Here is a 19101-nt window from a genome sequence, read left to right as displayed (position 1 = left end):
GACCATATGGGCGGCTTTGTTTGCAGGCCGCCCATGACCAAGCCGCGCGCATCAGTTCTGGAGCAGCGGCAAAAGCTTGTCGCCCTGCCGTTCAATCTCCTGAAGATAGGGCGTGTCTGAAAGCACGAAATGGGTGATGCCAAGCGCACGGTATTTGCGCAGCGATGCGGCAACATCTTCCGCTGAACCCACCAGCCATGTCGTTGCGGCGCCGCCGCCGCCGAATTTGCCCGGCGCGGTGTAAAGATTGTCGTCCAGCACATCACTCTGCCTGTGCAAGTCCAGCAACCGGCGCTGGCCGACTGCCACCCCCTGAAGATGGTCATTCCAGCGCACGCCGTTGTTTGCTGCCATTTCGGCGACCTTCGCCTCCGCATCACGCCACGCCTCGGCTGTCGTTTCGCGCACCAGCGTGGTGATCCGCAGGCCGAACTGCAGCGGCGGCAGGTCGCGGCCAAGCGTCTCGCTGAAATGTTTGAGCCGCTCGATCCGTTCGCCCACGCCGGCAAGCGGTTCGCCCCAGAAGAGCTGCACATCGGCCTCGGTTGCCGCGACCTGCTCGGCGGCCTCGGAGGCACCGCCGAAATACAGCTTCGGATGCGGCCGGCCGGCGCGCTCTCTGATGCGCGGTGACACGGTGGAGTTCCTGACCCGGAAGTGGTCACCCTCGAAAGTCACGTCTTCCTCGGTCCAGAGCCGTCGTACCAGCCGCATGAACTCTTTGGTGCGCGCATAACGCTGCGCCTGATCGCCTTCCTCATCGCCATAGGCTGCAAGCTCGTCCCGACCCGAGACGACATTGATCCGCACCCGGCCACCGGAAAGCTGGTCGAGCGTCGCGGCGGCGGATGCGAGATTTGCCGGCTTCCAGTATCCGGGGCGAATGGCGATCAGCGGCTCGAATGTGGTGGTACGCGCCGCAAGCGCTGCCGCCACCGTGAACGTATCTGGCCGGCCCCAGCCGGTGCCAAGCAATGCGCCTTTCCAGCCATGGTTTTCCAGCGCCGTCGCGTGGCTGGTCAATGTATCGAGGCTGTTATGGTTTTCGCTGACGGCATCGCCGCGATGGCCGGGTTTGACATCATTGGGGATGTACCAGAGAAATTCGCTCGTGCTGCTCACATTATCCGCCTGTATTTTCGTTTTATGTCGCGGTGAAATGACGATGCCGGGCTTCGGCCTTCGCCATTTCAGGTTCGGGAGGCGAGAGCCTCCGATCGCGTGAGAATGGCAAACCGACGGCCGGTGGGCCAAGCAGCGGCGTTTCTTTTGGGGTGAGGCAGAGGAAAAGCTTTCCGTGTCCACGCTTTAATATGCACATATTTTCCATAGAAAATATTTGAGGAAATGATTCCCGTTAAGTGGCGTTGAACCGGCAACAGAGAAAGCATTTTCTTTTCACGAGACATTGTCTGGTTCGATTTTTCCTGAGGTCGGAAAAGCTGAGCAAGGCAATAGTCGACTAAAATGGGGAAAGTCACCATTCTTGGCGCACACCGCCCGCAAACAACGGAGTAGGCATGTGTACCACCTTGATTGTCCCCGGTCTCAATGGTTCGGACGAGGGACATTGGCAGAGACATTGGCTGTTGGATGATCCTGAGGCGCGGCTGGTCGATCAGGAGAATTGGGAGTGCCCGGTTCTTGCAGACTGGCTCGGTCGCCTCGAAGCGGCGCTTGCCACAACTGAAAGCGCCTATATTGTCGCTCACAGTCTCGGTTGCCTGCTGGTCGCGAACATGGCGTCGCGACCCATAGCCAGCAGGATCAAGGGTGCGCTTCTGGTGGCGCCCGCTCATCTTGACCGGGTGGAGGCAATGCATCCCTGCATCGTCCGCTTCGGCGCATTTCCTCAAGCGCCGCTCGCCTTTCCAAGCCTTGTCGTGGGCAGCATGAACGACCCCTATATGAGCCCGGATGAGCTGGCCAGCACCGCTGCCGACTGGGGAAGCGATCTCGTCAACCTTGGTGCCGTTGGGCACATCAATATTGCTGCCGGTTTCGGCCGGTGGCCTGAGGGCTATGCTCTTTTCGAACGCCTGAAAACGGCGTCCGACATCTCGACGACAAGATCGAGGAAGGGCGGATTGCCTACCCTGCACGGTGCGCTGCTGCAGGGAGATGCCGGAGCTCTATAGTTTTTCCATTCGCCATGCATGCGCTTCAGGCGTCAGCTCCAATTTGCTGCGCACTACAACCTTTGGGGGTTTTTACCTCAAAATTTCCTCAAAAAATTTTGAATCTCACCTTTTGATTGTTTTTGAGTGACTGCATTTATTTTCTACAGAAAATATGAAAAAGCGTTTCTTCGCTCCATCGGGTTTTGTTGTCACCTTTCATCGGTCATCAAATCAGGAAGGGGTAAGGAAATGTCCAGGATCAAGCTTGCAATGTCGGCTCTCGGCGGATTGTTGTTGTCGACGGTATCGTTGGCCACGGCCGGGGCTTCGGACGCGCTGGTTACGGCGGACTGGCTGAAGGAAAATCTCGATAATCCGAAGGTACGGGTCTTTGAGGTGAGCGTCGACACCGGCGTCTACGAGCGCGGGCATATTCCCGGCGCGGTGAACCTCAACTGGCACACGGATCTCGTCGACAAGGAGCGGCGCGATATCGCGGCGCGGGAAAATTTCCAGTCCCTGTTGCAGAAGGCCGGTGTGGGTGACGATACCACCATTGTTCTTTATGGCGACAACAACAACTGGTTTGCCGCCTGGGGCGCGTGGATTTTCGAGACTTATGGCCTGGGCGACCGGGTAAAGCTTCTCGATGGTGGCCGCAAACTCTGGGAAGCGCAGGGCCTGCCTTTGGATACATCCGCGCCGGCAACGGCTGAAACGAAGCTGAAGCTCGGCGAACCGGACACTTCGGTCCGGGCGCGGTTCATCGATGTGGTGGCGGTGGCCGAGGGCAAGCACAATATCAAGCTGGTGGATATTCGCTCGGCGGATGAATATTCGGGCAAGATTTTCGCTCCCGATGGCGTCAAGGAGCTGTCCGTCCGCGCTGGCCATATTCCCGGTGCCGTCAATGTTCCATGGGGTACCATCGTCAACAAGGACGGAACCTTCAAATCGGCAGACGAGATCAAGGCGATCTACACCGAAAAGGGTATCGACGGTTCGGCGCCCGTTATCACCTATTGCCGCATCGGCGAACGCTCCAGCCACACCTGGTTCGCGCTGAAGAAGATACTTGGCTACGACGTCCGCAACTATGACGGCTCCTGGACCGAATACGGAAATGCGGTCGGCGTTCCGATCAGCAATCCCACCGGCACGGTGTGGACAGGCAAATAAGCCGAAGACGCTTCACCTTCAGGCCGGTGCGCTGACAAGGTGCGCCGGCATTTGTTCTTCAGACATCTCCGGTATTTCATGCGTTCGATCATACTCCGCCTCGCGGCACTAACCATTTTATCTGCACTGGCCGTCGCGGCCTATCCGCTCGGGGCGTTTGAAAATGGCAGGCAGCTTGCGTTCTCGCTTCTGGCCGGTGCCGCTTTCGGCATTGTGATGCAGCGCGGGCGCTTCTGCTTTCTCTGCAATTTTCGCGATTTCATCGACAACAGGCGCTCGGACGGTGTTGTTTCAATTCTCGTGGCACTTCTGGCAGGCGTGGTGTTCTACCAGATCGTCACCATGGCCTGGATGCCGGTTCCGCAACCCGGACGCCTGCCGCCAAATGCACATATTGGCCCGGTTGGCTGGCTTCTGGCGGCTGCGTCGACTGTCTTTGGCGTGGGCGCGGCCCTGTCCGGTTCCTGCCTGTCTGGACATTTCTACCGGCTGGGCGAGGGGGCTTTTGGGTCGGTGCTTGCCATAGTCGGCGCCGGCTTCGGTTTTCTGCTGGCATTTCTCAGCTGGAATTTCCTCTACACGCTGAGCATTTTCGACGATCTTCCCGTCTGGTTACCGCACCATCTGGGATATGGCCCGGCGCTGCTGATCACCTGTGCTCTGTTGGCCGCCCTGATCTTCATCGTTCTTTTTTTCGATAAGACACCTCCGGCTCCTTCAGCCACGATCCCGGCAAGCCGGCTGCATCAGGCGCTTCGAAGCGTTTTCGTCGAACGCTGGCCACCTGTCGTAACCGGGGTTCTTGTCGCGGCCATCAGCGCCTTTTCCTATTTCCGCGTGGCACCTCTTGGGGTGACCGCCGAACTTGGCAGTCTTGTCAGAACGGCCGGGGCTTCGGCAGGCTGGGTGCCGGAAACGCTTGCAGGCCTCGATACGGTCAGGGGGTGCATCAGCGCCATCAAAACGACGATCCTGTCGCCGAACGGCGTCTTCGTCGGCGGATTGATTGTTGCGAGTTTTGCATCTGCCCTATCTGCCGGAAAATTCCAGCCATCCTGGCCTTCAGCCGGTGGTTTGGCGACACGTTTTGCCGGTGGTGTATTGATGGGATGGGGCGGCATGACGGCACTTGGCTGCACCATCGGTGTCCTGTTGTCGGGCATCCATGCGGGTGCGCTGTCAGGCTGGGTGTTCCTGTTTTTTTGCGGCTTCGGCGCCTTTGTAGGGCTCCTTTTCAAGCGCCGTTTTGCCTGGCCGTAACGGTCATTTTTCGAAATTCGCAACCAGCGTGCCGGACGCCGGCGCAATCACCCTCTTTCTGGGTTAGGAACGGAATTTTTCCCGCCGCCACAGCCTTAGTCCACATTTGTCGGCGATCCGCCAATTATAGAATAGTAATTTTATGGAAAATATTGACCATTTTCGGCGCTCGCCGGAGGATAGAGGGGCTGACCAAAGGAGGCGCACATGCCGCAGGGATTTCATGCGTTTACTCTTAATCTGTTTGGTTTGACGTGGTGGCGACCGCGCCAGGATGAGCAGGGCAACCTTCATCCGCTGGATCATTCCGGGCGCTTCCGGCAGGAAAAAAGTGATCTCGAACTCGAACGGGAAGAGATCTGCGAAATGAATTTCGCGATGCTCGGCCTTTATCCGGTCCTGTGACATCAGGGAACATTGTTCGCTTTCCAATCGAATCGCCCTGTTTTCTTGGAGATAAACTCTCCTCACCGTCGGGAAATTGGAACAAAATTTCTTAAACGCGCCGGGGAATTGGCTACCCTTTTATCATCAAGCCGCATTGCCCGATGGGCGGATTGCAAAGGACCTGTCGATGAGCAAAGCTGAAAAACCACTCGATTTCCTGTGGTTCATACCGACCTCAGGCGATGGCAGTTATCTGGGATCCGACGATCTGTCACGTCCGGCAGATCCCGGCTATTTCCGCGAGATAGCGCAGGCTGCTGATCGTCTGGGTTACTCCGGCGTGCTTATTCCGACCGGCGTCGCCTGCGAAGAATCCTTCATCCTTGCGGCCAATCTCGCAGCCTATACCGAGAGGCTGAAATTTCTCGTCGCCATCCGTCCGGGCGTCGCCTCGCCGGCCTATTATGCGCGCTTGGCCTCCACGCTTGACCGTGTTTCCCATGGACGGCTGCTTCTCAACATCGTGGTTGGCGGCAGCGCGCAGGAACTGGCCGGTGACGGCATCTTCCTGCCGCATGACGAGCGTTACGATCACGCCGACGAATTCTTCCAGGTCTTCAACTCGCTGATCGAAACCGGCAAGGGGGATCTCGACGGCAAATACATCAAGGCGCAGGGCGCGAAGCTAGGCCTGCCGCCGGTGCAGGAACCGCGTCCGCCGCTTTACTTCGGCGGCTCTTCCGATGCCGGTATCGATTTCTCGGCGGGTATCACCGACAAATATCTGACCTGGGGCGAGCCGCCCGCACAGGTGGCGGAAAAAATCGCCAAGGTTCGCGCCGCCGCTGCGAAAAAGGGGCGGGAGGTAACCTTCGGCATTCGCCTGCATTTCATCGTGCGCGAAACCGACGAGGAAGCCTGGGCCGATGCCGAAAAGCTGATTTCAAAGCTTTCCGACGAAACCATCGCTTCGGCGCAGGAGGCCTTCTCCAAGGCTTCGGATTCCGTTGGGCAGGCCAGAATGCAGGCGCTGCACAATGGCCGTCGTGACAGGCTGGAAGTCTCCCCGAATTTGTGGGCGGGCATCGGTCTCGTCCGTTCGGGTGCGGGCACGGCGCTGGTCGGTTCGCCGAAGACCGTCGCGGCACGGCTGCGGGAATATCAGGCTCTGGGCATCGATACCGTCATCGCCTCGGGCTATCCGCATCTGGAGGAAGCCTATCGCATATCCGAACTGCTGTTCCCGGAAATCGGGCTTGATGGTCCGCGCAACCAGATCCGCTCCTCCTTCGGTTCGAAACAGGTTTTCGGTGGTGGTGGCCACGGCGGCAACGTCAAGCTGGTGTCCGGGTCCTGATCCATCACGGGGACGGCGGTTTCTGCCGTCTTTCCTTTGCTGTCTCCGGCAACACCCACGCGGCGGGATGCCCGAAGGCAAAGGGAAAGGCTACATAAAACATTATTTCTATAGAATATTACGATTATGGAAAACGATGTCTATTTCACACCCCGCCGCCGCTGTTAGCTATTGAACAAATCAGCTGTTTTCAGGAGCCACCGATGACATTGCAATATGCGGCCAAGGATCAACAATTCATCAATCTCCGCGATCCCGTTTCCGGCAAGGCGCCGGATGCCGACAGCCTGAAGGCCGCGCTCAGAACGCTGGGCGGCGGCGTCAGCGTCATCACGGCAGGCGAGGGTGATGCGCGCACAGGCGCCACGGTGACATCCGCCACCGCCCTGTCGGTCGATCCGCCGAGAATTCTGGTTGCGCTCAACCGCTCCTCGTCCACATGGCCCGTGGTGGAACGTTTCGGTCATTTCGCGGTGAATATTATCGGCCCGAGCCATCAGTTCGTCGCCAATCAGTTTGCCGGCATCGGCGGCCTGAAAGGGGAAGAGCGTTATCGCGGCGCGGAATGGACCCGTCTGGCGAGCGGCGCGCCTATTCTCGAGGATGCCGTTGCCGCAATCGACTGCACCATCGAGGAGGCAATCGAGCGGCACAGCCACGTCATCGTCATCGGCAAGGTCGAGGCGATTCGCCTCGGCTCCGGGCATTCGCTGGTCTATCAAAACGGCCGGTATCATTCGCTGGACTGAGCGCCGTCCTTTCCGGCGCTTTCACTTGGTCATTCTTTGAGGGAGTTGAGCATGGGATCCGTCACGCCACTCGGCGAAAGAATTCGTTTCGTGCCCCCGCGTCTCGGCGCGGATGGCGATGTCCTGACCGTCGCCCGTACGATCGCTGAAAAATGCGCCGTGGAAAGTCCGGGGCAAATCCATGCGCGGATCGCCCGTTCCGGTCTCCTCGCCCTCTCCGTTCCGAATGAGCTGGGCGGGGCGGATATAACCAATGACGTTCTTTCGCAGGCGCTTTCGATTATTTCGGCGGCCGATGCGGCAGCGGCGCATGATCTCGTCGAGCATTTCACCGCGCTTGAATTCATCCGGAATGCGGGAAGCGAAGAGCAGCGCAAGGCTCTTTTTGCCCGCCTCGATCTTGGTGAGACATTTGCGCTTGCATCGTCTGACGCTGGTGTGGACCAGGCGGTGCTGGTGACTGGCGATGACTACGCCTTGCGGCTTCCTGATGATGCCATGCGATCGGTCACTGCCGATGCGGACTGGATCGTCGTTCCGGCCGTCAATGCGGCCGGGCAGACGCTGCTCGTCGTTTTGCGCAATCGGCCCAATACATCATGGGATGGCCTGCTGCGCGCCGATCAGGTCGCGTTCCTTGCCCAGGGGGCTGGAAATCTGGCCGCCTCCGTTTCCACCCTCTTGAAGGCGGCCGTGGCTCTGGGTGAAAAGCAGCGTGAGCTTTCCGCACTCCTGATCGACAGGCTGGCCGACGAAGGCGAAACACGGCCGGTCATCGGCGAAGTCTTTCTCGCCATTGAATTGCTGAAAGCGCAAATCTCCCGGCTTGCGGCCAATATCGATGCAGCGCAGGTGGGCGCGGAAAACGTCACCTTTCGGTCGGTCCGGAACAATGCCATCACGCTGGAAATCCTGATGGCGCGTCTCGGCCTTATCGATGGCGTAAGCGAATCCGGGTTGATTGCGTCTCTGGGGGACGATCTGCGCCGGCAATAGGCAGAGCCTATTCGCCCGCAGGAATGGACCGTGCGTCCTGGCCGTCCTTGGCGACGAATTGTGCGAGCGTCATATTGTCCAGGATTGTTGCGATGGCGTCGCGCACGTCCGTCATCGAAACCCTGACCTGACAGGTCTCGGGATCGTCACAGTCGTCGCAGGCTTCAAACGCGGTGCGGCTGGCACAGCGAATGGGGGCCAGCGGCCCGTCGAGCGTGCGGATGACCTGGCCGATCATGATTTCCGATGGCATTTTCGAGAGCGAATAGCCGCCATTCGGTCCCTTCTTGGAGCGCAGGATACCGCTGTTGCGCAGCTCGAGAAGGATCGTATCCAGAAATTTTTTCGGAATATTGTTACGGGTCGCAATCTCGGTCACGAAAGCGGTCTCGCCCTGGGGCAACCGCGCCAGATCGACAAGAGCCTTCAACCCATATTTGCCTTTTTTGGTCAGCATTGCATGATCCGAAAAGAGAGCCGGCATAGTCTGGAATGCCGGATCATGTTGTTCTCAACTTACTAAGTAGTTTTTACCGAATTCCGGCGCAAGCCCGTTTCGTCCGGGCTCGGTACCGGAAACGCCTCTTTGCCTGCCTTTTTGCGCCAGTGTATTCATGGTTGTGGATTGCTTTGCCAAAGACAACTGCTGAAAACATCGCGGGAAACAATATTTTCTCTGATCGCATCGCAACGTGGAACGAACGTCCTTTATTAGCATATAAAATCAGTAGACAAAGTATGCATCAAAAGACGTGCGAGGTGATGATGTATACGCTCAGTTTGCTGGACAAGAGCCCGGTTCCGACGGGTGAGAACGCGGCAAGCGCGTTCCGCGACACGATCAATCTCGCCAGACGCGCCGAAGAACTGGGTTACCGCCGTTTCTGGGTCGCCGAACATCACAATTCGCCGGAGCTTGCCGGTTCCGCGCCTGAGGCGCTGGTTGCGTGGATTCTGGCGAAGACCTCCCGTATCCGCGTCGGCTCGGGAGGCGTGATGCTGCAGCATTACAGCCCATACAAGGTTGCTGAAGTTTTCAATGTTTTGTCCTCTCTCGCGCCCGGTCGGGTCGATCTTGGTATCGGCAAGACGCCGGGCGGACTGCCGCTTGCGACGTCCGCCTTGCAGCAGGCCTATGACCCCGCCCGCAAGCCGGATTTCGAAACGGCACTCAGTGAACTCACCACGTTCCTCTCGGGCGCTGCACCGCAGGATCATGCGCAGGCCGGGTTGCAGGCGAGACCGGTGCCGCCGGTTGCGGTGGACAGATTTCTGCTCGGCGCCAGCCCTGAAAGCGCAAGGCTTGCGGCGTCCAGAGGATGGAGTTTTGTCTTTGCCGGTCATCTTAATGGTGATCCGGACGTTCTTCGCAGCAGCCTCTCGGCTTTCCGCGAGGAAAGCGGCGGGAAAGCGCCGATCCTTGCCCTCTCGGTCTTTGCCGCCAGCGATCCAGAGCATGCGGCAAGGCAGGTTGAGGGGCAGCGCATCTATCGTGTGTTCCTCAGTGACGGCAAGGCGTTCAATCTTGGCCGCCGTGAGCAGGCCGAAGAATTTGCCCGCCAGTCCGGCGATACCGATTATCGCATCGAGGAGCGCAAGCCCAACGTCCTGCATGGCGGGCCGGAGGATATTCACAAGGCGCTGCGCGCGCTTTCCGATGAGCACGGTATCGAGGAATTCATCATTGAACCGCCGCATGTCGGAGCCGATCAGCGGCTTGCCTCGATCGAATTGCTGGCCACACACCGCCTTTCCAGGGCGGCGTGAACTTGTCCTCAGGAGGAAATGACATGACGAAAAAGACAGTCCGTTTCGGCATCATGCTCCAGGGCCCGGGCGGGCATATGAACGCCTGGCGGCACCCGAAAAGCCCGGTCAATGCCAGCGTCAATTTCGATTTTTTCAGGAAAACAGCGCTGAAGGCGGAAGCAGCCGGTATCGCCTTCGCCTTCGTGGCCGACGGGCTTTATATCAATGACAAGTCCATCCCGCATTTCCTCAATCGGTTCGAGCCTTTGACCGTCCTTTCGGCACTGGCTTCCGTCACGTCGAAGATCGGCCTCGCCGGCACGGTTTCAACCTCCTACAGCGACCCTTTCACCATCGCGCGCCAGTTTGCCTCGCTCGATCTTCTGAGCGGCGGCAGGGCCGGCTGGAATGCCGTGACGACGCCGCTCGAGGGCACGGCGAAAAACTACAGCCGCAACCATCCCGAACATGCCCTGCGCTACGAGATCGCCGATGAATATCTGGAAGTGATCAAGGGGCTGTGGGACAGCTGGGACGATGATGCCTTCGTGCGCAACCGCGAGACGGGGCAATTTTTCGACAGGCAAAAACTCCACACGCTCGGCCACAAGGGCCGTTTCTTCCAGGTGGAAGGCCCGCTGAACATCCAGCGTTCGCCGCAGGGCCAACCGGTGGTATTCCAGGCCGGTTCTTCCGATGCCGGTATCGGCCTTGCAGGCAAACATGCCGATGCCGTCTTTACCAATTCCGCCTCGCTCGAGGAAAACCAGACATTCCTGAAACGTGTGAAGCAGAGCGCTGTCGCGCAGGGCCGGTCCGCTTCCGACGTGAAGATTTTCCCCGGTATCGGGCCCATTGTCGGTGAAACGCAGGAGGAAGCGGAAGCGAAATACGACATCATCCGCAACCTCATCACCATCGAGGATGCGCTTGCTTATCTCGGCCGCTTCTTCGACCATCACGATTTCAGCGTCTATCCGCTGGATGAGCCTTTCCCCGAACTCGGAGATATCGGCAAGAACAGCTTCCGTTCGACGACCGACCGCATCAAGCGCCGTGCGAAGGAAAAGAACCAGACGCTGCGCGAGGCGGCGCTCGAAGCCGCAACCCCGCGCGAAGGCTTCATCGGAACCCCGGACAAGGTGGCGGACGAGATCATCCGCTGGGTGGAGCACGATGCGGCTGATGGTTTCATTCTGGGCTTCCCGGTCATTGCCGAGGGGCTGGACGATTTCATCCGCCTCGTCATTCCGGTGCTTCAGCGTCGTGGTTATTTCGAACCGCATCTGGAAGGCGCAACGCTGCGTGAGCATCTGGGCCTGCCTTTCAAGGAAAGCATCTATTCCCGCGCCGAAAGCGGCCCCGACAAGGCTATCGCATGAAGTAGCGCCGGGCGGCAGCTGTTGTCGCCCGAAAAAAAATTAAACGTGCTGTGCGGGTGAAGCGCGGCGCAGGAGACCAGAACCATGAATATCCGCATTGACGGCGCGCGTCCGCAGGACGACGCCGAACGGGGAATCCTTGCCTTTATCGAGGAGAGCATCGCCATCCGGCATGATCTCCACCGGCATCCGGAGCTTTCGCTGGGGGAAAAACGCACGGCGGCGCTAGTTGCCCGGTATCTTCTGTCTTTCGGATATGAGGTGACGGAGGGCGTCGGCGGCCATGGTGTCGTCGCCACCCTGAAACGCGGACACGGTGACAAACGTCTGGGCATTCGCGCCGATATCGACGCCCTGCCCATCGTCGAGGAGACCGGCCTTGCCTATGCCAGCCAGACGCAGGGTGTGATGCATGCCTGCGGTCATGACGGCCACACGACGATCCTGCTCGCCGCCGCCCGGTACCTTGCCGAAACATCGAGTTTTTCCGGTACGCTGACGCTGATTTTCCAGCCCGCCGAGGAAATCGGTGCAGGCGCGAGAGCGATGATAAAGGACCGGCTGTTCGAGCGGTTTCCCGTCGATGCGGTGTTCGGGTTGCACAATTGGCCGAGTGTCGAAACCGGACAATTCGGCTTCGTCGAAGGGCCCGCCATGGCCTCCGTGGACAAGGCCAAGGTGCGCATCATCGGCAAGGGCGGGCACGGGGCGGCGCCGCATGAAACGGTCGATCCGGTCCTCGCCTCGGCAAGTTTTGTCACCGCCTTGCAGAGCATCGTCTCGCGCAATGTCGATCCGCGGGAAATGGCAGTGCTGACGGTGGGCTCCATTCATGGCGGCACGGCCTCCAATGTCATTCCCGAGAGTGTGGAACTCCAGATCACCGCCCGGGCCTTTTCGCCCGCCGTTCGCGACCGGCTGGAGGAGCGGCTTCCCGCCCTTGCGAAAGCGCAGGCCGAAAGCTTCGGCGCAACCGCCGATGTCGCCTATTCCCGTGGTTTCCCGCCCGTCATCAATCACGTCAGGCAGACAGTCTTCGCCCGCGATGTCGCCAAGCGGCATTTCCCCGCCGAACAGGTTGCCGAAGGCTTTCAGCCGCGAACGGCGAGCGAAGATTTCGCCTTCATGCTGCTCGAGCGGCCAGGCTCCTATCTCTTCGTCGGCAATGGCGACAGCGCGCCGCTGCACAGCCCCCATTACGATTTCAACGATGCCATCATCGCGCCTGCGGCGCGCTTCTGGGTGCGCCTGGCGGAAGCGTATCTCTCCTGATGCAACGAATTTAGGACAACGAGATGAGCGACAGTTTTCTCTACACATCGGTCAAGGATCCGCTCGCAGCCCCGCTTCTGGATGAGCTGCTGTTCGAATATGACAGCCGCTACGGCACATATTTCAGTGCGGAAGGCGCGAAGGCGGAAATGAACAAATATCCGTCGGAGGCCTTCAGCCCACCGTCGGGCAACTTCCTGTTGTTGCTGCGCGACGGCAAGGCGATCGCTGGCGGCGCCTTCATGCGCTACGATGAAGAGAGCGCCGAGTTCAAGCGGGTCTGGACCCACTCGGCCTACCGCCGGCAAGGGCTTGCGAAGATTGTGCTTCAGGAGTTGGAGCAGCAGGCGATCCGGCAGGGTTATGCCCGCGCCTATCTGACTACGGGCTTCCGTCAGCCGGAAGCGGTGGGCCTTTATCTGACCAACGGCTATCGCGCTTTGTTCGACACAACTGCCGATCCCGAGACGATCAAGACGCTGCCTTTCGAAAAATGGCTTTCCGATGCCGCCTCCGCCTCTGGCGCGGAGGGCACGCCGATACCGGCCGCCCGGCCGCAATCTTCCCCGGCCCACCCGTGAAAGGTTTTTCCCGATGACGATAGCCTCTGATTTTCCGCATGTGGCGGTGAGCGAGCAGAAGGGTGAACCGATCAAGGGCGGTTATGCCCATTTTCGCATCGTTCCGGCCCGTTATCCCTTACGAACGGTGGGCACGGTCTTCTCCGTTCTCATCATAGCGGCCGTTCTGCATTCCATCTTCGGCAACCCGCGCTGGGGCTGGGATGTCTTTGCGGAGTGGTTTTTCGCCGAACCGGTGCTGGTCGGTCTTGGCAGGACGCTGCTGCTCACCGCGCTCGGTGCGCTGTTCGGTTTTGTGCTCGGAACGCTTCTGGCGCTTGCCCGCGTTTCGCGTTCGCCGCTGCTGGTTGCCGTCTCCTGGACCTATATCTGGATTTTCCGGTCGATCCCTTTGATCGTGCTGCTGCTGATCCTCAACAATCTCGGTTATCTCTATGAAACGGTGACGATCGGCGTTCCCTATACCGGCATCAATTTCTTCAGCTGGAATACGACGCAGCTGATGACGCCTTTTGCGGCGGCCGTTCTGGGGCTGACGCTCAATCAGGCCGCCTTCGCATCCGAAATCGTGCGTGGCGGCATCCTTTCGGTCGATCAGGGGCAGCTGGAAGCTGCCGCAGCACTTGGTCTTCCCCGGCGGCGGCAGGCGTCCCGCATCGTTCTGCCGCAGGCGATGCGCTCCATCCTGCCCACCGCCTTCAACGATATCATCGGTCTCGCCAAGGGCACGTCGCAGGTCTATATCCTAGCCCTGCCGGAGCTGTTCTATACGATCCAGATCATCTATCGCCGCAATCTGGAAGTGATCCCGCTGCTGATGGTCGCGACCGTCTGGTATCTGGTGATCCTGACTGCACTTTCGATCGTTCAGCACCATATCGAGCGGCATTTTTCACGCGGTGCGCTGCGCAACCCGCCGCCGTCCCTGTTCGCCACGATCTACCGTACCTTCCTGCCGCGCAAGCTTTTGCCTGAAACCGTGGAAACGGCGGTGTCGGTTGCGACCAGACCCGAGCGCGCGGTGTCCACCCCTGCCGCCAGCTTCCAGCTCGGAAATCGCGGCGGGTCGGTCAATATTCACGGTGTTTCAAAATCCTTCGGGTCGCTCAAGGTGCTGGATGATATCAGCCTTTCCATTCTGGCGGGCAGCGTCACCACCATTCTCGGTCAGTCCGGCTCCGGCAAGTCCACCTTGCTGCGCTCCATCAACCATCTGGAGCGCGTCGATGACGGTTTCATCGCCATAGACGGCGAACTGGTCGGCTATCGCCAAAAGGGCGACACGCTTTATGAACTGAAGGAACGCGAAATCCTCAAGCGCCGCGCCGAAGTGGGAATGGTGTTCCAGAGCTTCAACCTGTTCCCGCATCTGACTACGCTTGAAAACATCATCGAAGCGCCCATCGCCGTTCGAGGCATTTCGAAAGAGCAGGCCGAAGCTGAGGCGCGCGATCTTCTGGCGCGTGTCGGCCTTGCCGAAAAAGCCGGCGCCTATCCTCGCCAGCTTTCCGGCGGGCAGCAGCAGCGCGTGGCGATTGCCCGGGCGCTGGCATTGCGGCCGAAGGTGCTGCTGTTCGACGAGCCGACATCCGCGCTCGATCCTGAACTCGTCAACGAGGTGCTTGACGTCATCAAGGAGCTTTCGCGCTCCGGTGTCACGCTCATCATCGTTACCCATGAAATCGGTTTTGCCCGGGAAGTCTCCGACAGGGTCGTCTTCATGGAGCAGGGCCGCATCATCGAAACGGGTACGCCGGAAAAGGTGTTCGGCAGCCCGGATCACCCCCGCACCGCTGAATTCCTCGCAAAAGTTCTCTAACCAAAAAACAAGGGAAACACTCACATGGCATTTTCATCGAAACTATTATCATTGCTTGCCGGCGGTCTTTTCTCCGCCACCACCGCGCTCATCCCGGCCGCACACGCTCAGGAGGTCGATCTTTCTCCGGAACAGAAGGGACGGGTGCGCGCCGAGAAAGTGGAGGAGGCGATCAAGCTTCTTCCGGCCAGCCACAAGTTCATCGCGGATGGAAAGCTGACGGTCGCGACCGTACCGTTCCGCCTGCCGCTGGTCGATTATGCGAGCGACACGAAAACGCCGATTGGCGTGGAGCCCGATATCGCCCAGCTGGTTGCCGACAGCCTCGGCCTTGAACTTCAGCTCGTTCCGATTGCCTGGGCCGATTGGCCGCTGGGTCTGACATCCGGCAAATACGATGCCGTCACTTCCAACATCACGGTGACGGAAGCGCGCAAGGAAAAGTTCGATTTCTCCAGCTACCGCAACGACTTGCTCGGCTTTTACGTGGGCAATAACAGCAAGGTGACGACCGTCAGCAAGCCCGAGGACGTGGCCGGGCTGAAGGTCATCGTCGGTGCGGCCACCAATCAGGAACAGATCCTGCTGAAATGGATAAAGGATAACAAGGCCAAGGGCTTGGCCGACACCGAGGTGCAATATTACGACGATCAGGCCGTGCTTGATGTCGCCCTGCAATCCGGCCGCGCGGACGCCTATCTCGGCCCCAACGCAACATCGGCCTTCCAGGCGGCAAGCCAGAAGAAGACCAGGCTCGTTGGCACCTTCTCCGGCGGCTGGCCGGAAGCGGCGGAAATCGCCGTCGCCTCCAAAAAGGATGCCGGCATTGCCGAAGCCATCACGGCGGCGCTGAACGCCCAGATCAAGAACGGCAATTACGGCAAGGTCCTTGCCCGCTGGAACCTTGGCTCTGAGGCCGTCACCGAATCCCGCACCAATCCGCCCGGCCTGCCCAAGAGCTGATGGTCGACTTTCCAGCGGGCTCAATCGCCCAGCGGCTGGGTTGCCAACACGCTGAGTTGAAGGTGGGACATCACTCAGCCGGTAGCGCGGGCTCCTCCCGCCCGCGCTACCTCCGTCCCGCAGTGATTTTATCGGGAAACCAGAATGACCTTCACCTCTCGTCTCGCTTCGGCCACGCTCGGTGCTTTTCTTTCCGTCGCCGGTTTTGGATCGGCTTTTGCAACGGATGTTTTCGATCTGTCGCCGGACCAGCCCGGCCGGATCAGGGTTGAAAAAGACCCCGGCGCGATTGCTGCCGTTCCGAAAGATTTCAAATTCATCACACCGGGCAAATTCACCGTCGCGGTTGCCCCCGGAGGACCGCCGCTCGCGACCTATGCGACGGATGCGAAGACGGTGGTGGGTGCCGATCCGGATTATGCCCTGGCTGTAGCCGACAGCCTTGGACTTGAACTGGAGCTGGTGGCTGTCGCCTGGGCCGACTGGCCGCTGGGGCTTGCTTCCGGTAAATACGATGCCGTCATCTCCAATGTCGGGGTGACAGAGCAGCGCAAGGAGAAGTTCGATTTCTCCACCTATCGTCAGGGCTTGCATGGTTTCTTCGTCAAGTCCGACAGCGGCATTACCGCCATCAGGGAACCGAAGGATGCGGCCGGTCTGAGGATCATCGTCGGCGCCGGCACCAATCAGGAGCGTATCCTGCTGAAATGGAACGACGAGAATGTCGCCGCCGGGCTGAAGCCGCTCGAGCTGCAATATTACGACGACGAGGCCACCCGGCTTGTCGCGCTTTCCGCCGGGCGGGCGGATGTGATCGTCCAGCCGCATGCGCAGCTTGTCTTCATCGCCGCGCGCGACAAGACCATCAAGCGTGTCGGAACCCTGTCCGCCGGCTGGCCGGAGCGTTCGGATGTTGCCATCACCACCCGCAAGGGTTCGGGACTCGCCGATGCTTTGACACTTGCCACCAACGATCTGATCAAGAGCGGCGCTTACGCGAAGATATTGGACCGCTGGCAACTGGCGGAAGAGGCCTTGCCGGAATCGCGAACCAACCCACCCGGCCTGCCGAAGAGCTGACCGGTCGAAAAAAATGCGGCGGACGGCAATACCCGCAGGCTACGCTTTGCGGGTATTGTTCTGTCCGCCAGCCGCTTCAAGCAGAAGAATCAGAAATCCGCGACCTTGCCCCATGACGAGCCAAGGAAACGGCTGGGGTGATAGGGAGCGGGATCGACGATCGGGTTCGAACCCGTCACGATATCGGCGATCAGATGGCCGGCGCCTGGGCCGATGCCGAAACCGTGGCCGCTGAAACCGGCGGCGAGGATGAAACCGGGCAATTCACTGGTCTCGCCAATTGCGGGCACGCCATCCGGCGTGCTGTCGATGAAACCGGCCCAGGCGGCGGAAATCTGGGTTCTGCGGAGCGCTGGCAGAAGTTCCTGTGCCCTTCTATGGGTCTCGCGGATAGCGGCGGCATTGGGTTTCGGATCGAGAATGCGAACCCGCTCCATCGGCGTTGGCGCATCGAGCCGCCAGCGTTTCAGCGTTTCATGGCCGCCACGAATACCTTCAAGCCCGCCCGGCCGCAGGCTGCGCCAGCGCTTGAGGAACATCGGAATGAATTCGCGTGCGAACCGCATCTGCTGTGCTGTCGGATCGATGCGTCCAAGGCCGCTGATGGCGAGGGTATAACCACCATTTTTGCGCCGGGTGGCGGAAACGGCAGCGGTGTGCAGCGCATCCGGCAGACCTTCCGCACCTGGTGTGACCGACAGGATGGAAGAGCGGACGGAGGCCTGCGGAAACCGGATGCCGAGCTGGCGGCAGAAGGACGAAGCCCAGGCGCCACCGGACATGATGGCCGTCTTGGTGCGGATCGTGCCTTTTTCAGTGACGACGGCGCTGACGCGGCCGCTTTCCGTTTCCAGACCCCGTGCCGCGCAGTTCTGATGCACCGTGCCGCCCAGCTTCATGATGGCGCGTGCGACGGCCGGGGCCGCCATCGAAGGATCGGCCGTGCCGTCCGTCGGCGAAAAGACGCCGCCCTTCCAGCGTTTTCCGGTGCTGCGTCCACGTTCGCTGGCCTCGTCCGCGCTCAGCATATGTGTCGTCACGCCTGCGGTGATGGCAAAATCGCGCCAGCGCGCCCAGCCTGCAAGTTCGGCCTCATTGTCGCTCAGGTAAAACAATCCGCAGCGGCGAAAACCGGTGTCCTCACCGCTCTCGGCAGCAAATTGATCCCAGAGCGTCAGGCTCTGTGTTGAGATCGGCAATTCGCGGGCGTCGCGGTTCTGCTGCCGGCACCAGCCCCAGTTGCGGCTGGATTGCTCCGCGCCGATCAGGCCTTTTTCGACAAGAGCCACTTTCAGGCCGCGCCGGGCGAGATAATAGGCAGCGAAAACGCCGACGATGCCGCCGCCGATAATGACGGCGTCCGCGGATTTCGGCAGTTCCGGCGAGGTCGTGATCTGTTGCAGCGGCGCAGGCATGTCGGACTCCTTATCTTCCTACTAATTTACCTTGGTCACCGGGTAAACGCTGCCAGACTGGGCCGATTGCCGGAATCTCCTGCTGTTCAGGGCCATGTCTGCAACTCTTTATGCTGCATGAAAAAAATATCCCCGCGTCGACAGAGCTGGCGCATGTGATAAGATTTCCAATGCCGCGTCAGAATTTTATGCCGCGAGTAGAAAAACAAAAAGGGGTTCCTCACGTGATGAAACTTGATCGGATCGATATCAAGATCCTCTACGAACTCCAGAAAAATGGACGCATCACCAATGTGGAGTTGGCGGAGCTTGTCAATCTTTCGCCAAGCCCCTGCCTGATGCGGGTCAAGAAGCTTCAGGCCGAAGGTTATATCGAAGGGTATTCGGCGCAGATCAACATCAACAAGCTCGGCCAGACGCTGACCGTCTTCACTGAGATCACGCTCAAAAACCACCGCCAGATCGATTTCGCCCGCTTCCTCGGCGTCATCGAAAAGATCGACCAGGTGGTGGAATGTCACCTCGTTTCAGGCGGTTACGATTATCTGCTGAAATTCATGACTTCAGGCATTGTCGAATATCAGTCGATCATGGAACGCCTGATCGATATGGATGTCGGTATCGACAAATATTTCAGCTTCGTGGTGCTGAAATCGCCGATCGTCAAATCCCATATGCCGCTGACCAGCCTGTTTCCGCTTTGAAATAAAAGGGTGTTTCCTCAGCAGGATATTCCTAATCCCTACGTCATCCCTCGGGCCTGTCCCGAGGATCCATAGCCTGTCGAAATGG

The 19101-nt window shown here is 59.5% G+C and carries 18 protein-coding genes; 15 read left to right on the top strand and 3 right to left on the bottom strand.

Annotated elements, in window-relative coordinates; translation table 11 throughout:
• Positions 1-51 precede the first annotated feature (51 nt).
• Entirely contained in the window at positions 52-1122 is a 1071-nt protein-coding gene (locus AGR13A_RS16695) for an LLM class flavin-dependent oxidoreductase (protein ID WP_080837703.1), read from the bottom strand.
• A gap of 398 nt (positions 1123-1520) precedes the next feature.
• Between AGR13A_RS16695 and AGR13A_RS16690 the strand changes: the two genes are divergently transcribed.
• From AGR13A_RS16690 to AGR13A_RS16660, 7 genes are all read left to right on the top strand, one after another.
• Positions 1521-2138, top strand: a complete 618-nt coding sequence (locus tag AGR13A_RS16690; protein ID WP_080837699.1) for an alpha/beta hydrolase — start codon at positions 1521-1523, stop codon at positions 2136-2138.
• Between the two features lie 231 nt (positions 2139-2369).
• Positions 2370-3299: a sulfurtransferase gene (locus AGR13A_RS16685; RefSeq protein ID WP_080837694.1), complete on the top strand. Its 930-nt coding sequence runs from the start codon at positions 2370-2372 to the stop codon at positions 3297-3299.
• A gap of 78 nt (positions 3300-3377) precedes the next feature.
• Positions 3378-4559 carry a YeeE/YedE family protein gene (locus AGR13A_RS16680; protein WP_080837691.1) on the top strand — a complete coding sequence of 394 codons (1182 nt, stop codon included), beginning with the start codon at positions 3378-3380 and terminating at the stop codon, positions 4557-4559.
• Positions 4560-4766: 207 nt separating this feature from the next.
• Positions 4767-4964, top strand: a complete 198-nt coding sequence (locus AGR13A_RS16675) for a hypothetical protein (RefSeq protein ID WP_035221180.1) — start codon at positions 4767-4769, stop codon at positions 4962-4964.
• Positions 4965-5133: 169 nt separating this feature from the next.
• On the top strand, positions 5134-6303 hold the full coding sequence (gene ssuD, locus AGR13A_RS16670; RefSeq protein WP_035221178.1) for an FMNH2-dependent alkanesulfonate monooxygenase: 1170 nt from the start codon (positions 5134-5136) through the stop codon (positions 6301-6303).
• A gap of 203 nt (positions 6304-6506) precedes the next feature.
• Positions 6507-7052 carry a flavin reductase family protein gene (locus tag AGR13A_RS16665; RefSeq protein WP_035221177.1) on the top strand — a complete coding sequence of 182 codons (546 nt, stop codon included), beginning with the start codon at positions 6507-6509 and terminating at the stop codon, positions 7050-7052.
• A gap of 51 nt (positions 7053-7103) precedes the next feature.
• Complete coding sequence (locus AGR13A_RS16660) at positions 7104-8048, top strand: acyl-CoA dehydrogenase family protein (RefSeq protein WP_035221176.1); 945 nt, start codon at positions 7104-7106, stop codon at positions 8046-8048.
• A gap of 7 nt (positions 8049-8055) precedes the next feature.
• Here the strand turns inward: AGR13A_RS16660 and AGR13A_RS16655 are convergent, their stop codons facing one another.
• Positions 8056-8505, bottom strand: a complete 450-nt coding sequence (locus AGR13A_RS16655) for an RrF2 family transcriptional regulator (RefSeq protein WP_003506886.1) — start codon at positions 8503-8505, stop codon at positions 8056-8058.
• Positions 8506-8810: 305 nt separating this feature from the next.
• Here AGR13A_RS16655 and AGR13A_RS16650 point away from each other — a divergent pair, with 305 nt between their 5' ends.
• The 7 genes from AGR13A_RS16650 (at position 8811) to AGR13A_RS16620 (ending at position 16894) form a co-directional block, all read left to right on the top strand.
• The gene (locus AGR13A_RS16650; protein WP_035221175.1) at positions 8811-9815 is read left to right on the top strand and encodes an LLM class flavin-dependent oxidoreductase; all 1005 of its coding nucleotides are present in this window, start codon (positions 8811-8813) and stop codon (positions 9813-9815) included.
• A gap of 23 nt (positions 9816-9838) precedes the next feature.
• On the top strand, positions 9839-11179 hold the full coding sequence (locus tag AGR13A_RS16645) for an LLM class flavin-dependent oxidoreductase (RefSeq protein WP_035221172.1): 1341 nt from the start codon (positions 9839-9841) through the stop codon (positions 11177-11179).
• 84 nt (positions 11180-11263) lie between these two features.
• Positions 11264-12451 (top strand): M20 aminoacylase family protein, encoded by a 1188-nt coding sequence (locus AGR13A_RS16640; protein WP_080837687.1) that lies wholly within the window; start codon positions 11264-11266, stop codon positions 12449-12451.
• Between the two features lie 23 nt (positions 12452-12474).
• Positions 12475-13032, top strand: a complete 558-nt coding sequence (locus AGR13A_RS16635) for a GNAT family N-acetyltransferase (RefSeq protein ID WP_080837684.1) — start codon at positions 12475-12477, stop codon at positions 13030-13032.
• A 13-nt stretch (positions 13033-13045) separates the two neighbouring features.
• Positions 13046-14851, top strand: coding sequence for an amino acid ABC transporter permease/ATP-binding protein (locus AGR13A_RS16630; protein WP_080837681.1), 1806 nt, complete (start codon positions 13046-13048; stop codon positions 14849-14851).
• Between the two features lie 24 nt (positions 14852-14875).
• The gene (locus AGR13A_RS16625) at positions 14876-15814 is read left to right on the top strand and encodes an ABC transporter substrate-binding protein (protein ID WP_035221167.1); all 939 of its coding nucleotides are present in this window, start codon (positions 14876-14878) and stop codon (positions 15812-15814) included.
• 144 nt (positions 15815-15958) lie between these two features.
• Positions 15959-16894 carry an ABC transporter substrate-binding protein gene (locus AGR13A_RS16620; protein ID WP_080837679.1) on the top strand — a complete coding sequence of 312 codons (936 nt, stop codon included), beginning with the start codon at positions 15959-15961 and terminating at the stop codon, positions 16892-16894.
• Positions 16895-16983: 89 nt separating this feature from the next.
• Here AGR13A_RS16620 and AGR13A_RS16615 read toward each other — a convergent pair whose 3' ends face one another.
• Entirely contained in the window at positions 16984-18309 is a 1326-nt protein-coding gene (locus tag AGR13A_RS16615) for an NAD(P)/FAD-dependent oxidoreductase (protein ID WP_080837676.1), read from the bottom strand.
• Positions 18310-18536: 227 nt separating this feature from the next.
• Here AGR13A_RS16615 and AGR13A_RS16610 point away from each other — a divergent pair, with 227 nt between their 5' ends.
• Complete coding sequence (locus AGR13A_RS16610) at positions 18537-19013, top strand: Lrp/AsnC family transcriptional regulator (RefSeq protein WP_035221162.1); 477 nt, start codon at positions 18537-18539, stop codon at positions 19011-19013.
• Positions 19014-19101 lie beyond the last annotated feature (88 nt).

The sequence above is a fragment of the Agrobacterium genomosp. 13 str. CFBP 6927 genome (assembly GCA_900012615.1).
In the GTDB taxonomy this organism is placed as follows: domain Bacteria; phylum Pseudomonadota; class Alphaproteobacteria; order Rhizobiales; family Rhizobiaceae; genus Agrobacterium.
This window is presented reverse-complemented; position numbering and strand designations above follow the sequence as displayed.

Bases quoted from the DNA above. Each gene is read 5' to 3' on its own strand.
- AGR13A_RS16645 (WP_035221172.1), top strand. From the start codon at position 9,839: ATGACGAAAAAGACAGTCCGTTTCGGCATCATGCTCCAGGGCCCGGGC.
- AGR13A_RS16660 (WP_035221176.1), top strand. From the start codon at position 7,104: ATGGGATCCGTCACGCCACTCGGCGAAAGAATTCGTTTCGTGCCCCCG.
- AGR13A_RS16690 (WP_080837699.1), top strand. From the start codon at position 1,521: ATGTGTACCACCTTGATTGTCCCCGGTCTCAATGGTTCGGACGAGGGA.
- AGR13A_RS16665 (WP_035221177.1), top strand. From the start codon at position 6,507: ATGACATTGCAATATGCGGCCAAGGATCAACAATTCATCAATCTCCGC.
- AGR13A_RS16635 (WP_080837684.1), top strand. From the start codon at position 12,475: ATGAGCGACAGTTTTCTCTACACATCGGTCAAGGATCCGCTCGCAGCC.
- AGR13A_RS16655 (WP_003506886.1), bottom strand. From the start codon at position 8,505: ATGCTGACCAAAAAAGGCAAATATGGGTTGAAGGCTCTTGTCGATCTG.
- AGR13A_RS16680 (WP_080837691.1), top strand. From the start codon at position 3,378: ATGCGTTCGATCATACTCCGCCTCGCGGCACTAACCATTTTATCTGCA.
- ssuD (WP_035221178.1), top strand. From the start codon at position 5,134: ATGAGCAAAGCTGAAAAACCACTCGATTTCCTGTGGTTCATACCGACC.
- AGR13A_RS16640 (WP_080837687.1), top strand. From the start codon at position 11,264: ATGAATATCCGCATTGACGGCGCGCGTCCGCAGGACGACGCCGAACGG.
- AGR13A_RS16675 (WP_035221180.1), top strand. From the start codon at position 4,767: ATGCCGCAGGGATTTCATGCGTTTACTCTTAATCTGTTTGGTTTGACG.
- AGR13A_RS16650 (WP_035221175.1), top strand. From the start codon at position 8,811: ATGATGTATACGCTCAGTTTGCTGGACAAGAGCCCGGTTCCGACGGGT.
- AGR13A_RS16610 (WP_035221162.1), top strand. From the start codon at position 18,537: ATGAAACTTGATCGGATCGATATCAAGATCCTCTACGAACTCCAGAAA.
- AGR13A_RS16630 (WP_080837681.1), top strand. From the start codon at position 13,046: ATGACGATAGCCTCTGATTTTCCGCATGTGGCGGTGAGCGAGCAGAAG.
- AGR13A_RS16620 (WP_080837679.1), top strand. From the start codon at position 15,959: ATGACCTTCACCTCTCGTCTCGCTTCGGCCACGCTCGGTGCTTTTCTT.
- AGR13A_RS16685 (WP_080837694.1), top strand. From the start codon at position 2,370: ATGTCCAGGATCAAGCTTGCAATGTCGGCTCTCGGCGGATTGTTGTTG.
- AGR13A_RS16615 (WP_080837676.1), bottom strand. From the start codon at position 18,309: ATGCCTGCGCCGCTGCAACAGATCACGACCTCGCCGGAACTGCCGAAA.
- AGR13A_RS16625 (WP_035221167.1), top strand. From the start codon at position 14,876: ATGGCATTTTCATCGAAACTATTATCATTGCTTGCCGGCGGTCTTTTC.